The organism is Actinoallomurus sp. CA-142502, assembly GCF_050936355.1.
Taxonomy (GTDB): Bacteria; Actinomycetota; Actinomycetes; order Streptosporangiales; family Streptosporangiaceae; genus Actinoallomurus; species Actinoallomurus iriomotensis.
On record NZ_JBNJMY010000001.1, the window covers coordinates 2,605,623 to 2,620,731 of the forward strand.

Sequence of the window (15,109 nt, forward strand, 5' to 3'; positions counted from 1 at the left end):
TGAGTGAGGAGCGGGGAGCCACCGAATGAGTAGGACGTCCAAGGTCCGCAGCAGGCTGGCCGTGCGGTATTTCGACGACCGGATCCTGCTCACCGACAACGCGGCGTGGGCGTACTTCCGGCTGCCGACGGTGTCGTACGAGTTCACCACGGCGGAGGAGCGCGAGGCGCTCGCCACCAACATCACCATCGCGATGGCCGGCATCCGTATGCAGGACGCCGAGATCCACCTGCGGATCGCCCACCGCACCTACCCCGCGGCCGAGTGGGCGCTGGCGCTCGACCAGACCTCCGACGGCGGTCCGGGCTGGCGCGACTACCTCGAGGAGATGTACGCGCACGTCTGGTCGAAGGACTTCTGGACCAAGGAGGTCTACCTCGGCGTGCGGCTCGGCCCTCGCGGGGTCGGCGCGCAGCTGTCCGGGGGAGCCTTCCGCCAGCTGTTCGGCTTCTACAAGCGCAGCGAAGAGGCGCTCGGCCTGCAGGACGACGCGATCTCGGCCAAGGAGATCGGGCGCTGGACCGAGCAGGCCGAGCGGATCGGCCGGGCGCTCAGCGGCAGCGCGCTGTACGCGCGGCACGCGTCCTCGACCGAGGTCGCGTGGCTGTTCCAGCATGCCGCCAGCGGATCGCTCACGGACCCGCCGCCGTCGGCCACGCCACGCCGCACCTGGGGCGCCGGCGAGATCGAGACCCTGGTCGAGGGGGCGATCATCAACGGCCGGTCTAACCTGCGGATGGAGCAGCCGGTCGGCTCGTCGTACGCCGCCTACCTGTCCTTCGCCCGGTTCCCGGACCTGATGCCGTTCCCGGACGGCGAGCCGTGGCTGCACTTCGCCGACGCCCTGCCGTTCCCGGTCGAGGTGTCGGCGCGGATGAAGCTCGTCCCGCCGGCGAAGGCCTCCAAGGACGTGTCGCGCAAGCTGGCGCACGCCCGCGACATGGACCAGCACATCCGTGAGGCCGGCGCCGAGGCGCCCATCGCCCTGGCCGAGCAGATCGACGCCGCCCGCATGCTCGAACACGGCATCACCAAGGAGCGGCTGCCGTTCGTGTACGGCTGGCACCGGCTGATCGTTTCGGCGCCGACCGAAGAGCTGCTCCAGCAGCGTGTCGACGCCGTGGTCGAGCACTACCGCGACCTGGGCATCGACATCGTGTGCTCGACCGGCGACCAGTTCTCCCTGTTCTGCGAGTCGTTGCCGGGCGACCGGATCCGGGTCAACGCCTACGCACAGCGGCAGCCGCTGCGCACGATCGCCGGTGGCATGCCCACCGCGACGGTCGACCTGGGCGACCGGCTCGACGAGAACGCCGGCGGATGGGTCGGCCCGTACATCGGCGAGACCCTCGGCCGCGCGCGCTCGGTGGTGCACTTCGACCCGCTCGTGGCCGCCGCCCGCAACCGGCCCACCGCGGTCGCGATCACCGGCGAGCCCGGCGGCGGAAAGACGACGCTGGCGCTGCTGCTGATCTACCAGATGGCGCTGCGCGGGGTCACGGTCGCCGCGATCGACCCCAAGGGCGACGCCGAGTCCCTGGTCGAGCTGTTGCGCCGGCGCGGCCGCCGCGCCCGCGTGCTGCCGCTCGGCTCGGCCGCGCCGGGTCTGCTCGACCCGTTCAGCTTCGGCGACGACCTCGCCGCCAAGAAGACCATGGCGACCGAGACGCTCCGGCTGCTGCTGCCGCGGATGTCGGAGGAACGCGAGTCGGCGATGATCCAGGCCGTGGGCGCGGTGGCCAACCAGCCGCAGCCCTCGCTCGGCAAGGTCGTCGACTATCTCGACGCCTCCGACGACCCGGCGTCGAAGAACCTCGGCGCCGTGCTGCGTTCGATGTCGGAGATGCGGCTCGCCCGGCTGTGCTTCGACCCGTCCGGCGGCGAGCGCATCGACACGGCCGGATGGACCACGGTGTTCACCCTCGGCGGCCTTACCCTGCCCGACGTCGCCATCAACCGCGACGACTACTCCTACGAACAGCGGCTGTCGGTCGCGCTGATGTATCTCGTGTCGCAGTTCGCGCGGCGGCTGATGCACGGCCTCGACCGGCACCTGCCGAAGGCCATCTTCCTCGACGAGGCATGGGCGATCACCCAGACGCCGGAGGGCGCCAAGCTGATCCCCGAAGTGTCACGTATGGGGCGATCCCGGAACACCGCCTTGATTCTGGTCTCACAGAACGCTGGGGACCTCTTGAATGAACAGGTGACGAACTGCCTGTCGTCCGTCTATTCGTTCCGTTCCACGGAGCGCAACGAGGTCGGCAACGTGATGGCCCTGCTCGGCGTGGAGAACTCCGACGAACACCGGGCGGTCCTTCGCAACCTCGGCAACGGCGAGTGCATCTTCCGCGACCTGGACGGCCGCGCGGGCCGCATCGGGGTCGACCTCGTCTCCGAAGAACTGCTCCGCTGGCTCGACACCAACCCCACGCGCGCCAAGCCCGGCGAGGCCGCGGCCCCGAACGGCCGCGGCGACGACGGACCGCCCCCCGGCCCGCACACCGCTCCGCACGACCCGGCGACCGAAGCCACCCAGGAGGTCCCGCGATGAGGGTGCCCCCCACCCGCCGCCGGCGAAAGGCGGCGGGGCCCGCAAAACCACGTCGGAAGCGCAGGTCGCTTCTCATCCTCTGCCTGATGGCCATCTTCGTCCTCAGCCCACTGGGCGTCGCCAGCGCGGCACCGACTCCGCCTCTTCCGACGGCGCCGGGATCGAATCCGAACGACGCCTGTTCGCCGGCCGACCATCCCTCTCCGGAGGAGTACGGGTCCGGCATCGACGGGATGGTCAAGCCCCCCGACTACCCGAGCCAGCAGCTGCAGAAGTCGCCGCCGGACCGGCTGACCTACTACGACCGGTACGGCACCGAGGGCCAGTCGTGGCACGCCGTCGACATGGGCTGCTCGGACGCCATGGCGATGGTGGGCAACTCCATCTCCAACGTGGTCTTCACGCTGGCGAAGGCCTTCGACCGGACGACCATCACCATCTACCAGGCGGCGGCCTCGGAGTCGTTGCTCGGCTGGTTGAAGAAGACCGTCGACGGCGTCATCAAGGGCATGGGCAACACCTTCGGCGCCAAGTACTGGTCGTGGGTGGTCATCCTCGGCGCCTTGTGGCTGGCCTGGTGGGGTCTGATCCGGCGACGGGCGAGCCGGGTCGCGGAGGGCACCATCTGGATGGTCATGGCGATGGTCGCCCTCGTCTGGCTGATCGGCAGACCCAGCGACTTCACGACGCTGGGCACCAAAGTGTCCAACGGCGCGACGGCGGCCTTCAACGCCGCGCTGCCGCAGAGCAACGCCAACGCCTCGGCCTGCATCCCCGGCGGTCCGGCGGCGCAGCAGGCGGTGCAGAACGACGCGGTCACGCGTAACGCCAACGGTCTGTGGGTGACGCTGGTCTGCAAGCCGTGGCTGATGGGCGAGTTCGGCACCGACGACGCGAAGAGCAAGATCGTGCAGGACAACGGCGCGAAGCTGCTGTCGTCCCAGGCGGTCGACCTCACCGAGACCTATTCGGGCAAGAAACCGGACGTCGGCCAGAAGGCGGACGACTACAAGGCCGTCACCAAGAACATCAAGGACAACTATCCCGGCGTCTATCCGCTCTTCCAAGGGAAGAACTGGACGTCGCGCCTGGCGGTCTCCTTCGGCGCGTTGCTGGCCGCGCTCGTCGCCGGCCTGCTCGTCCTGATCATCGCCGTCATGCTGATGGTCCTGAAGATATCGTTCCTGCTCCTGCTGGTGGCGGGGCCGATCTTCCTCGGGATCGGCATCCATCCGGGGATCGGGCGGGTCATCGCCACCCGGTGGTTCGAGCTGCTGCTGTCGACGCTGCTGAAACAGGCGGCGCTGATCGGCGTGCTCGCCCTCCTGCTGTGGTGTTACGGCCTCGTCATGGCGGAGAGCCTGCCCTGGGGTCTGCAGATCCTGCTCATCTCCCTGGTGACGCTCGCGGCGTTCATCTACCGCAAACCGTTCCAGCATCTCTTCGCCGCCGTCGGCTACTCCGCCGTCGGCTCCCGCAAGAGCGAAGAGCATCTCGAGCAGGCGGTGCGGGAGACGCGCAAGCGGACCACCGCGGTCGCCACCGCGGCGGTGCCGGGGACCGCCGGCTACCGGTTCGGGCGCTGGGCGGCGAAGCGGGAGACCGGAGCCACGACGACGGCGCCGAGCCTCGTCATGATCGACGACGCCCGCGACGGCGATCGCGAGCAGGCCGGCGGCGGGGCCCCGGCCGGATCCGAGCGGCGTGGCCGTGCGTCCCAGCTCGCGGCCAAGGCCGCCGGCGCGCCGCGCGGAAGCGCGCCGCCGCTCAACCTGTCGCCGCGGGCGCAGCCCTCCGGCGGGAGGGCGAACGGCGGAGCGGTCCGCGCGCCCCGGTCCGGCGCGTCCGGAGGCTCGACGCGGCCGCCGGCCGGTGGCTCGCCTCCGCGCGAAGACCGGCCGTCCGCGCCCAGCGGTGGCGGCAGCCGGCCGCCCGCGTCGGCCATCGGGCCCAGCTGGGGTGCCAGTGGCCGCGGCGCCGGTGGTGGCCAGGGATCCGGCGGCGCGTCGCCCCGGCGCCAGGACGGCGGCAACGGAGGTCGCGGCTGGTTCGGCGGCGGCAGCGAGAAGGAAGGCGCGGGCGCGGGCTCGGGCGGCGGTCGCGGCTGGTTCGGCGGCTCCGGCGGTCGCAATGCGGCACGGCCCGGTTCCGACCGGCCGAGCGGGCCGGCCAAGGGCGGATCAGACGGCAAACGGGAGCCGGCGTCCGGCGCCGGCAGGCGGGACACCGACGGCGCGGAGGGCGGTGCCCGGCAGGCACCACCGCTGTGGTCCGGCAAGTCCCGCGAGGAGGCGCCGGCCATGCCGTTCTGGCTGCGCCCGGTGAAACGCGACGACGGCGAAGAGTGAGTTACGGATGGATCTGACGGACCGTCAGCGCAAATGGCTGTTCGGGGGACTCGTCGTCGTGCTGGCGGCGGTCGGGGTGTTCCTCACGATCGGCAGTGGCGGAGGGCACCACGGCGCACGTGCGGAGCACGTGAGCACGCCCACGCCGAGTACGCCGCCGTCCACGGACAGTGCCCCGCCGGTGAGCGGGCCGACGCCCTCGCCCGGCACGTACGACATCTTCTCGATGCTGCCGTTCTCCCAGAAGGACTTCACCACGGCGGCGGACGTCGCACGCCGCTTCACCGCCGCGTACGGCACCTATCGGTTCGACGAGGACCCGCAGGCGTACATCAACCGGATGCGCAACCTGGTCACCTCCGACGTGCTGAACCAGCTGCAGCAGGGGGCCGCGGCGCCCGGGGTCATCGCCCAGCGGAAGCAGGACCAGGAGAGCTCCACGTGTGACGCCTCGCTGGACTCGATCCGAGACATGTCCAAGGACCAGCTCATCTTTCTCGCGACCGGAAAACAGCACATCACCAAGGGAGGAAAGACAAGCGACTCCAGCCAGCAGTACGCCGTCACGATGACGCGTTCGGGCGGCGGCTGGGTGGTCTACGCGTTCGCACCGGCAGACGTAGGTGATAAGTGAGAGGCAGGAAATGAAGCTTCGCCGGCGCCTGAGGAGGATCGGCAGCGGCTTCGGGGGACACAGGAACAGCCGTCGCTTTGTCTCGCTTCATCGTTTCGTCCGTTCGGACCGTGGTGCGGTCCGGCTACCGATCATCATCATCGCGGGCACGGCCGCGATGTTCCTGATGAGCCTCGTGGCGATCCCGCTCTTCTTCGGCGCCAACCAGCTGTACCAGGGGGCCGCCGGCGGAGGGGACTGTACCGACACCTCCGGAGCCGCCGCGCAGCCCCAGCAGTCCGGAGACGCCAACAGCATCCCGTCGAACTACCTCGCCCTGTACAAGAAGGCCGGCCAGCAGTACGGGATCCCGTGGAACGTCCTCGCCGGCGTCGGATGGGTGGAGACCCACCACGGGACTCTCAAGGCCCCTGGCGTGCTCAGCGGAGAGAACTTCGCACACGCGGGCGGACCGATGCAGTTCATCCCCGGCACCTGGAAGATCTTCGGCGTCGACGGCAACAACGACGGGAAGAAGGACCGCTACGATCCCGCGGACGCCATCCCCGCCGCCGCGCGCCTCCTCAAGCACAGCGGCGCGCCCACCCACATGCGCTCGGCGATCTTCGCGTACAACCATTTGGTCTCGTACGTGAACAACGTGCTGTCAACGGCGCAGAAGTACGCAGGCGGAACCTTCAACGTGGTGCAGGCGAACGGCCCGACCTGCGCCGACATGAACGGGGCGCCGGTCGCCCCCAACGCCGTCAGCGCGCAGGTGATCAACTTCGCCAAGGCGCAGCTCAACAAGCCCTACGTCTACGGCGCCGTCGGCCCGAACTCCTTCGACTGCTCCGGCCTGACGAGCGCGGCGTACCACAGCGCCGGCGTCACCATCCCCCGGCTGTCGGACGCCCAGTACTGGTGGGGCGCCGAGGTGCCCAAGGGACAGGAGCAGCCGGGCGACCTGGTCTACTTCGAGTATCTGCACGGCCACAGCGGACCCGGCCACGTCGGGATCGTCTACAACCCGAAGAAGGGCATCATGATCGTCGCCCCGCACACGGGCGACGTGGTGAAGTTCCAGAACTACAAGACCTATCCCGGCGGCCCGGTCGGGTTCACCCGGCCGACCGCGCACAACGGGCACAACGGACCGACGAAGCGTCTGTGACGGCGGAGCCGCGGATGAGAACGGGGGGCGCGGCATGCGCGGGCTTGTCGTAGGAGCGGCGATCATCGCCGGCGAGCGGCTTCTGGCGGCGCAGCGCGCGGCGCCTCCGGAACTCGAGGGCGGCTGGGAGTTCCCCGGAGGGAAGGTCGAACCCGGGGAGACGGACGAACAGGCTCTCGTCCGTGAGTGCCGGGAAGAACTCGGCGTCGAAGTGAGCATCGGACGGCGGGTCGGTGACGTCTGGCCGCTCCAGAATGGTTACGTCATGCACGTCTGGACCGCCACGATCACCGAAGGTGAGCCGAAGGCGCTCGAGCACTCCGACCTGCGCTGGCTGCACGAGGCCGAGCTGTTCGACGTGCCGTGGCTGCCGGCCGATCTGCCAGTGGTCGAGGCGGTGCGCGCTCACCTCAAGGAGTACTCATGATCGTTGCCTTCTCCGTGACCCCGCTTGGCGTCGGCGAGTCGGTGGGGGAGTACGTCGCCGACGCCGTGCGCGTCGTACGGGAGAGCGGGCTGCCCAACCGGACCGACGCGATGTTCACCAGCATCGAGGGCGAGTGGGACGAGGTGATGGATGTGGTCCGCCGGGCGGTCGATGTGGTCGCCGCCCGGGCGCCGCGGGTCAGCCTCGTGCTCAAGGCCGACGTGCGTGAGGGAGTGTCGGAGGGCCTGACCTCCAAGGTCGAGACGCTCGAGCGGCATCTCGGCACCGGTTCATGAAGGAGAGGGCGACGGGTCGGCCGCCGAAGCCTTGATCAGCGCGAGCACCTCCGGTCGCACGAGATCGGAGATCCGGTCGTACGGAACGGTGATCACGGTCTCAGCGCATGCCCAGAAATAACCCAGCAGCGGAGGCATGACGTCGAACTGAAGGCCCGTCCCTGTCGGCATCAGATCGAGTACACGGGTCTCCTTGTCGTCATTGTCGAGGGTGCGGGGGCTCAGCGTGTCCTGGCCGGACCTCTCGCTGCCCGCACAGAGTCCCCGGCCAGGAGCGGCGTGGGCGATGCGCCGTTCGAGGTCGGCCAGGCCGGATCGGGTGACGGCCTCGGGCCGGAGGATGTCCGATGCCCTGAGCCGCCGGCCGGTGGTGAGGTCGACCGTGACGGCGCGCGTGGTGGCCAGATCCAACGGAGTGAGCGGTGCGTTGTGGGCCTTGAAGACGTAGCGTGCCGCCACCAGCCGTGGGCCGCGCAAGCCGAGCTCGATGCCTGTCGCGATCGCCGGGTTCTTCGCCCCGATGCCCCCGGCATCCGCGACACGGGCCACGCGGTAGCGTCGCAGTTGTTCGTCGAGTGGCGCTCGCAGCTGCCGGTTCACGCGTTGTGCTACAGCCGGGTCGCGCAGGCCGTCGATACGCACGTACCTCCCCGCGACCGTGAGGGCCGGGTGCGTGTACCGCTCGGTCAACGAGGCGAACGCGATGGTGGGGCCCTTCGGCGCAGCCGACCGGGGCGGTCTGTCGTCTTCGCGGCCGCCGCCGTGGTTCGCGATGACGAAGACGGCCACCGCTCCGACGACGATCGCTCCGACGGCGGCCGCGCCGGCCTTGGCTCCCGCGTGGCCGAGCACGGTCTTCCCGGCCCCGTTGCCGGTCGCGCCCGGGCCGCCATTCGTACCACCGGCGGCACCTCCGCCCGTGCCGCCTGCTCCTCCACCGCCTGCTCCTCCACCGCCTGCTCCTCCACCGCCTGCTCCTCCACCACCTGTTCCTCCACCACCTGGTCCGCCCACGCCGCCACCTGCAGCCTCGCCTCCACCGCCCGATCCGGTGCCCAGCGCGATCGCCAGAGGAGCGAGCGCGGCCAGCGCGGCGGTGATCTCGGCCAGGCGGCGCCGGCCAGTCCGCTCCCAGCCGCGTCCATAGGCCTCGGCCGCGATCCGCTCCAGCTCGCTGACGAAGTCGAGTGCCGACGCCGGCCGGTCGGACGGGTTCTTCGCCATGCCGCGCAGGATGAGTGGACGTATCGGCTCGGGGACGTCCTCAAACGGGATCGGCGCGGTCAGATGGAGGTGTCTGAGGGCGTCCTGGTCGGCGCTTTCGTACGGCGGGCGGCCGCTGATGCACTCGAAGAAGACGCACGTCGCGGCGTACACGTCGGTGGAAGGTGCGGCATGGCCACCGGCCCACTGCTCGGGGGCCATGTACTTCGGTGTTCCGGCCGATACGTCGGCCTGGCCGGAGCGGACCGCGATCCCGAAGTCGGCGATCTTGCTCTGTCCGTCGTTCTGAACCAGCACGTTCCCGGGCTTGTAGTCGCGGTGCACGATCCCTGCGGAGTGGGCGGCGCCGAGGCCGACCAGCGAGCCCTTCAGCACGGCGAGGGCGGCCTCGGGGTCGGCCGGGCCGTGTGCGTCCAATACCGCGCGAAGGGACGCGCCGGAGACCGCCTCCATCACAATCGCCGCGGAACCATCTGCCTCGGCGTACTCGTACAGCCGGGTGACATGCGGGCTGTGCAGAGTGGCCAGAATCCGCGCCTCCTGGCGGAACCGGGCCAGGAACCGGTCGCCGCCGAGACGTTCTACGGAAAGATATTTGATCGCCACGAGGGCGCCGGACCCGTCGTGGCGCGCCAGTACCACCCGGCCGAAGGAACCCGTGCCCAACTCGCGCAGTTCCGTGTAGCCCGGAACTCTCCAGTCGGTCACACCTGCTCCTCGATGCTTTGGCGGCGCCGGACATAAGTGCGCGGGACGCCCCGGTGAATGCTCCGGCCAGGATCGGGGCGCCCCGCACAATCGTTCGACGCGGAGGGCATCGGATCGGTTGCCGTCGAATGCCGATACTTCCGGCGTGTCCGCCCCGCTCCGCCGTCCGGAGGCGCACGGCGGCCAAGGCGCGCGGTCGGCCAAGTAGACTTGTGGTGCCGCGTGGATCCCGCGGCGCCTCCCACACCCACGAAGCGAGACCCGCACGCATGCCCACCGCCACCCGGGACGATCTGCGCAACGTCGCCATCGTCGCTCACGTCGACCACGGCAAGACCACTCTCGTCGACGCCATGCTCTGGCAGTCCGGCGCGTTCCGCGAGAACCAGGACGTCAATGAGCGGGTCATGGACTCCAACGACCTGGAGCGCGAGAAGGGCATCACGATTCTCGCCAAGAACACCGCGGTCCGGCACGCCGGCATGACGATCAACATCATCGACACGCCGGGGCACGCCGACTTCGGCGGCGAGGTCGAGCGCGGCCTGTCGATGGTGGACGGCGTCGTCCTCCTCGTGGACGCCTCGGAGGGCCCGCTGCCGCAGACCCGGTTCGTGCTCCGCAAGGCGCTCAGCGCGAAGATGCCGGTCATCCTCGTCGTCAACAAGGTCGACCGGCCCGACGCGCGCATCGCCGAGGTCGTCGACGAGACGTACGAGCTCTTCCTCGACCTCGACGCGTCCGAGGAGCAGATCGACTTCCCGATCGTGTACGCCTCGGCCAAGGCCGGCCGGGCGAGCCTCACCAAGCCCGACAACGGCGGGCTGCCGGACAGCGAGGACCTCGAGCCGCTGTTCCAGGTGATCCGGGACACCATTCCGGCCCCGGCGTACGATCCGGACACGCCGCTGCAGGCGCACGTGACCAACCTGGACGCCAGCTCCTACCTCGGCCGGATCGCGCTGTGCCGGGTCCACGCGGGCGTCATCAAGAAGGGGCAGCAGGTCGCGTGGTGCAAGCACGACGGCACCATCGAGCGGGTCAAGATCACTGAGCTGATGATGACCGAGGCGCTCGAGCGCAAGGCCGCCGAGGAGGCCGGGCCGGGCGACATCATCGCCATCGCCGGCATCCCGGACATCATGATCGGTGACACCCTCGCCGACGCGGAGGACCCGCGTCCGCTGCCGCTGATCACCGTCGACGAGCCGGCCATCTCGATGATGGTCGGCACCAACACCGGTCCGCTCTCGGGCCGCGAGAAGGGCACCAAGGTCACCGCGCGGCTGGTCAAGGACCGGCTGGACCGCGAGCTCATCGGCAACGTCTCGATCCGCGTGCTGCCGACCGAGCGGCCCGACGCGTGGGAGGTCCAGGGGCGCGGCGAGCTGGCGCTCGCGATTCTCGTGGAGACGATGCGCCGCGAGGGGTACGAGCTCACCATCGGCAAGCCCCGAGTCGTCACCAAGGAGATCGACGGCAAGGTGCACGAGCCGGTGGAGCGGCTGACCGTCGACGCGCCCGAGGAGTACCTCGGCGCGATCACCCAGCTCCTGGCCGTGCGCAAGGGCCGCATGGAGCACATGACGAACCACGGCACGGGCTGGATCCGGATGGAGTTCCTCGTCCCGGCGCGTGGTCTGATCGGCTTCCGCACCGAGTTCCTCACCGAGACCCGCGGCACCGGCATCGCGCACCAGGTGTTCGAGGGCTACGAGCCGTGGTTCGGCGACCTGCGCACCCGGCCGACCGGCTCCCTCGTCTCCGACCGGGCCGGCGCCGCCACGGCGTACGCGATGTTCAACCTCCAGGAGCGCGGCACGCTGTTCGTCGCCCCCACCACCGAGGTGTACGAGGGCATGATCGTCGGCGAGAACTCCCGCGCCGACGACATGGACGTCAACATCACCAAGGAGAAGCAGAAGACCAACGTGCGGTCCTCGACCGCGGAGGTCTTCGAGCGCCTCACCCCGCCGCGCGTGCTGAGCCTCGAGGCGGCGCTGGAGTTCATCGCCGACGACGAGTGCGTGGAGCTGACCCCGGCGGCGATCCGGCTGCGCAAGGTGGTGCTGGACTCCAAGGAGCGCGAGCGCATCCGCGCCCGCGGCAAGCGCGGCCAGGCCTGACCCGCTCGTCGCGAGGTCAGCGGTCGCGTTCGCGCTGCCGGGCCTGGGGCTGCCGGCGGTCGCGGCGCCGCTGCGCGACCGGAAGGCGCTGCTCGCCCGGCTCGACCCGCCAGCGCACGTCGGCGTGGACGCCGGCCTCTTCGAGGCGCTCGCGGGCGGCCTCGAACGACGCGCACCACTGTTCCTCGCGTTCGACGTCGAGGCGGCGCTGGTCGTCGCTCTCGGCGGGTTCGGTGCGCAGCAGCGCCATGCGTATCTGGCGCGCGTCGTCGACGCGGACCTTGACCGCGTGCTGTGACCAGTCGCCCCGGGTGAGGACCGCCTCGCCGGAGTCGGCGGTCAGGGTCTCGAAGCCCTCGTCCACCTCGTAACCGAGTCCCGCGAAGGCCTCCCGGAGCGCGGTGGTCACGTACCGGCGTTCGGCCTGGCGCTGGAGGTCGCCGACGAGGCGTACGGCCTCCGCGCGAAGCTCCTCGTCGAACGCCGCCGCGCCCTCGGCGACCTCGGCCAGCCGCGCACGTACGTCGCCGGCGGCGGGATGGGTCGCCAGCTCGCGGACGAACCGCGCGGCGGCGGCCCGGTCGTCGCGCCGCCGGCGGGCGCGTTCGTTGGCCTCCTGGATGCGGATGCGCACCTCGGTGAGGCGGCTCTCGGCCTCTCCCTGCGTGGTGGCGGCCGCGGCCTGCTCGGCGGCCTCGGTGACGCGGCGTCGGTCGTCCTCGGTGGTGTCGGGCAGGAGCCGGGCGAGGACGCGGGTCAGGGTCGTGGCGAGCGTCGTGGCGGCGGGCGGCGGCGACGCGGCCGGTGCCGCGGCCTTCAGCGACTCGGTGGCCGGAGCGAAGATGCGGCCGGTCGCGGCGGTGGCGATGGCGGTGGCGAGCTCCTCTTCGGCCGTGGCCAGGGCGGCGTCGGCCTCGGTGCACCAGGCGACCAGTTCGCCGGCGGTCTTCTCGGCGGGCTCGAGGGGGAGCGGCAACGCGAGCCGGGCGTCGTTCTCCCTGGCCGACGAGGCGAGCGCGGCGATCCGGGCGTTGCGGTCGAGGACCTCGGCGACCGCCTGCTCGTGGTGCCGGATCTCCTCGAGCCGGCGGGCCCGGATCTCGGCCCGCTCCTCGGCCAGCCCGGCGAGCAGGCCCGTGCCGACGGCGGCCAGGCCGGCCGCGCCGCCGAGCACGCGGATCAGACCGAGGCTGGCGATGACCGCCGCGTCCAGTGCGATGTCGGCTTCGACGCCGCTGCTCACAGTCGCCCTCCCACGGCCTGCTCCTTCGTACGCTCGCGTTCCTGCCGCCACCGCTGCGCCCGTACCCCGGTCATCACCACGTGCGCGATCGCCGCCGCCACCATGACCGCCAGCCACAGCAGCCAGGCGATGGAGATCAGCATGGCCACCACCACCAGGAAGACGATCAGCGGCACGATCGCGACGAGCAGCAGCACGCCGCATCCGGCCGGGCCGCGGCGCCGTGTGGTCCCCGACAGCGTGCGGGAGACGCCCGACACGCCTCGCTTGACCCCGCCGAGCCCCTTGGCCAGCCAGGACCACGGCCCGAGCGGCAGATAGTCCGTTCCCTGGCGGGACGCGAGGAGGACCTCGCAGGCGACGCCGACGAGCCAGGTGGCGACGGCGGCGACCACGAGCAGGGTCGTGGGAGCGCCGACCGCGCCGACGCCGCCGTAGCTGTCGCTCTGGGCGGCGTGGCGGAGCTGGGCCAGGAGCCAGGCGCCGCCCGCCCACACGACCAGGAGGGGCAGCGTCCACAGGACGGCGCGGGCCATCGCGGCCCGACGGCCGGCGAGACGCCGGCGCTCGCGTTCGTTCCAGTGGCGGAGGCCTTCGGCGGTCCGGCGTTCGGTCTCCTGCCGGTGGCGGGCCGCGTCCTCGATCTCCAGCACGGCGTCGGGCGCGGCGCGTACGAGGGCGAGGCTCCGCAGTGGATCGTCACCGGTCTGCTCGGACAGCCAGCCGAACCACGGAACCGGCTCGCGGACCTCCTCCCGCGCCCGTACGGCCGCCGAGCGCAGGGCCTCCTCCGCCTCGGCGGGCCGGCCGGCGAGCGCGAGGAGGGTCGCGAGGACCACGGGCGGCTCGTCCAGCCCGCGGGCGCCGGCGTCGGGCAGGCGGCTCGCCGTACGCGGCAGCTGGGGCCGCAGCCAGGCGGCGAGGCGGTTCCACTCGGCGGCGAGGCCGTGCCAGCGGTCGTTGACCGCGGGGAGTTCGTCGCCGCCGGCGCACGCGGCGAACTCCGGCAGCAGGTGCAGCTCCCACAGCTCCCGTACGGCGCGGGCCGCGGTGGCCCGGTCGGGGTGGCGCGGATCGTCGACCACGCCCGCGAGCGCGGGCAGGTCCTCGGGCAGGAGGCGGAGGCCGAGATAGTACGGCTCCAGCGTCGGGTCGAGCCAGCGCACCAGGTGCAGGAGCTTGACGTTGGGAGGTCGGTCGCCCGTCAGCGACTGGTCGATCAGGCGGATCCGGCCCTCGGCGTCGTCGTCGAAGCCGTTCAGCCACTCGCGCAGCGCCTGCCAGGCCTCGCTCGGCCCGACCGGGGTGAACATGGTGCCGAAGAAGTAGCGGGCGGCGTTCTCCCAGTCGGCGACGAGGGCCCGGGCGAGCTGCGCGCGGTCGGTGTAGGTCTGCCCGCCGAACGCCAGCGCTCCCCGCGCGGCGCCGGCCGCGAGCGGGGAGACGCGCGGCGGCTCCGGCTCGGCGACGGCGGGGCTCTCCCCGGCGAGCCAGCGTTCGACCTCCTGGCCGGTCCAGCGCCGGCGGGGGTCACGGGTGAGCAGGCCGCGGCAGAGGAGCCGCATGCGCGGATCGGCGATGTCGTCGCAGTCGACGGTGCGCGTCGCGAGATGGTCGACGACGGCGGTCTCGCTCATGCCGGCGAACGGGGTGCGCCCGGTGAGCAGCTCGCGCACGATGACGCCGAGCGACCACCAGTCGCGAGCGGGGGAGACCTGTCCGGACAGCGACTCCGGCGCGGCGTACGCCAGCGTCCGTGACGACGACGCGAACACCACGCTCTGCTCGATCACCCGGCTCAGCCCGAAGTCGGTGATGGCGAGGCGCATCGGCGTGGTGCCGCGGACCAGGACGTTCTCCGGTTTGAGGTCACGGTGCACGATGCCGGCCCGGTGCAGCCGGTCGAGCCCGGCGGCGAGCTGCGCGACCACCTCGGCGACCAGCGCCGGCGGCAGCCGCGCCCCGACGGCCCGCAGGTTGCCTGCGGCGATGTACTCGATGACCTCGTAGTCACGGCCCTCGGCGTGCCCGGTCTCCAGGATCCGTACTACGTGCGGGGAGTCGAGGGTGGGCAGCTTCTGCCAGACCTCGCGATCGGCGGTGAAACCGCGGCGGAACAGCTTGACGACGAGCTCGGTGCCCGCGGCGTCGCGTACGTGCAGGAGGTCGGACTCGGCGCCCTGCGTGGGCAGCTCGCCGATCAGGGTGAGCCGGCCGGACAGCTCGGCCGGGAGACGTACGAGCGAGGGCGGCGCGGACGGTTCACCGTCACGGCGGGTGGTGTCCGGCCGATCGGTGTCGCGGCGCGTCCCGTCACGCCGCGTCCCGGACGGCCGCTCGATGTCCGCCACTACCCGTCCCTCGCCACGTCCGCCGTTGCCTGTGCGAGCCTAACG

The 15,109-nt window shown here is 71.4% G+C and carries 10 protein-coding genes; 7 read left to right on the top strand and 3 right to left on the bottom strand.

All coding sequences use genetic code 11. From position 1 onward, the window contains the following. Nucleotides 1-25 precede the first annotated feature (25 nt). The 6 genes from ACQEV1_RS12710 to ACQEV1_RS12735 all read left to right on the top strand — a co-directional run bounded on the left by ACQEV1_RS12710 (nucleotide 26) and on the right by ACQEV1_RS12735 (nucleotide 7,412). Nucleotides 26-2,554: an ATP-binding protein gene (locus ACQEV1_RS12710; protein ID WP_433393895.1), complete on the top strand. Its 2,529-nt coding sequence runs from the start codon at nucleotides 26-28 to the stop codon at nucleotides 2,552-2,554. 86 nt (nucleotides 2,555-2,640) lie between these two features. Beyond that, a complete protein-coding gene (locus tag ACQEV1_RS12715) occupies nucleotides 2,641-4,902 on the top strand; it encodes a type IV secretion system protein (protein ID WP_433393897.1) in 2,262 nt (753 codons plus the stop codon). Between the two features lie 7 nt (nucleotides 4,903-4,909). Then, nucleotides 4,910-5,536 carry a hypothetical protein gene (locus ACQEV1_RS12720; protein WP_285618540.1) on the top strand — a complete coding sequence of 209 codons (627 nt, stop codon included), beginning with the start codon at nucleotides 4,910-4,912 and terminating at the stop codon, nucleotides 5,534-5,536. A 166-nt stretch (nucleotides 5,537-5,702) separates the two neighbouring features. Continuing rightward, a complete protein-coding gene (locus ACQEV1_RS12725) occupies nucleotides 5,703-6,689 on the top strand; it encodes an NlpC/P60 family protein (RefSeq protein WP_433393900.1) in 987 nt (328 codons plus the stop codon). 34 nt (nucleotides 6,690-6,723) lie between these two features. Next, the gene (locus ACQEV1_RS12730; protein WP_433393902.1) at nucleotides 6,724-7,116 is read left to right on the top strand and encodes a (deoxy)nucleoside triphosphate pyrophosphohydrolase; all 393 of its coding nucleotides are present in this window, start codon (nucleotides 6,724-6,726) and stop codon (nucleotides 7,114-7,116) included. Beyond that, entirely contained in the window at nucleotides 7,113-7,412 is a 300-nt protein-coding gene (locus ACQEV1_RS12735) for an MTH1187 family thiamine-binding protein (protein ID WP_285618537.1), read from the top strand. Before ACQEV1_RS12730 ends, ACQEV1_RS12735 begins: the two co-directional genes overlap by 4 nt. Here the strand turns inward: ACQEV1_RS12735 and ACQEV1_RS12740 are convergent. Beyond that, nucleotides 7,407-9,344: a serine/threonine-protein kinase gene (locus ACQEV1_RS12740; RefSeq protein ID WP_433393904.1), complete on the bottom strand. Its 1,938-nt coding sequence runs from the start codon at nucleotides 9,342-9,344 to the stop codon at nucleotides 7,407-7,409. The two genes, ACQEV1_RS12735 and ACQEV1_RS12740, sit on opposite strands and share 6 nt — an antisense overlap. Nucleotides 9,345-9,613: 269 nt before the next feature. On the opposite strand from ACQEV1_RS12740, the gene typA reads away from it, so the two are divergent. After that, nucleotides 9,614-11,470 carry a translational GTPase TypA gene (gene typA, locus ACQEV1_RS12745; RefSeq protein WP_285618535.1) on the top strand — a complete coding sequence of 619 codons (1,857 nt, stop codon included), beginning with the start codon at nucleotides 9,614-9,616 and terminating at the stop codon, nucleotides 11,468-11,470. 16 nt (nucleotides 11,471-11,486) lie between these two features. Here typA and ACQEV1_RS12750 read toward each other — a convergent pair whose 3' ends face one another. Beyond that, complete coding sequence (locus ACQEV1_RS12750; protein ID WP_433393907.1) at nucleotides 11,487-12,713, bottom strand: response regulator receiver protein; 1,227 nt, start codon at nucleotides 12,711-12,713, stop codon at nucleotides 11,487-11,489. Then, entirely contained in the window at nucleotides 12,710-15,064 is a 2,355-nt protein-coding gene (locus ACQEV1_RS12755; RefSeq protein ID WP_433393909.1) for a protein kinase domain-containing protein, read from the bottom strand. Before ACQEV1_RS12755 ends, ACQEV1_RS12750 begins: the two co-directional genes overlap by 4 nt. Between the last annotated feature and the right edge of the window lie 45 nt (nucleotides 15,065-15,109).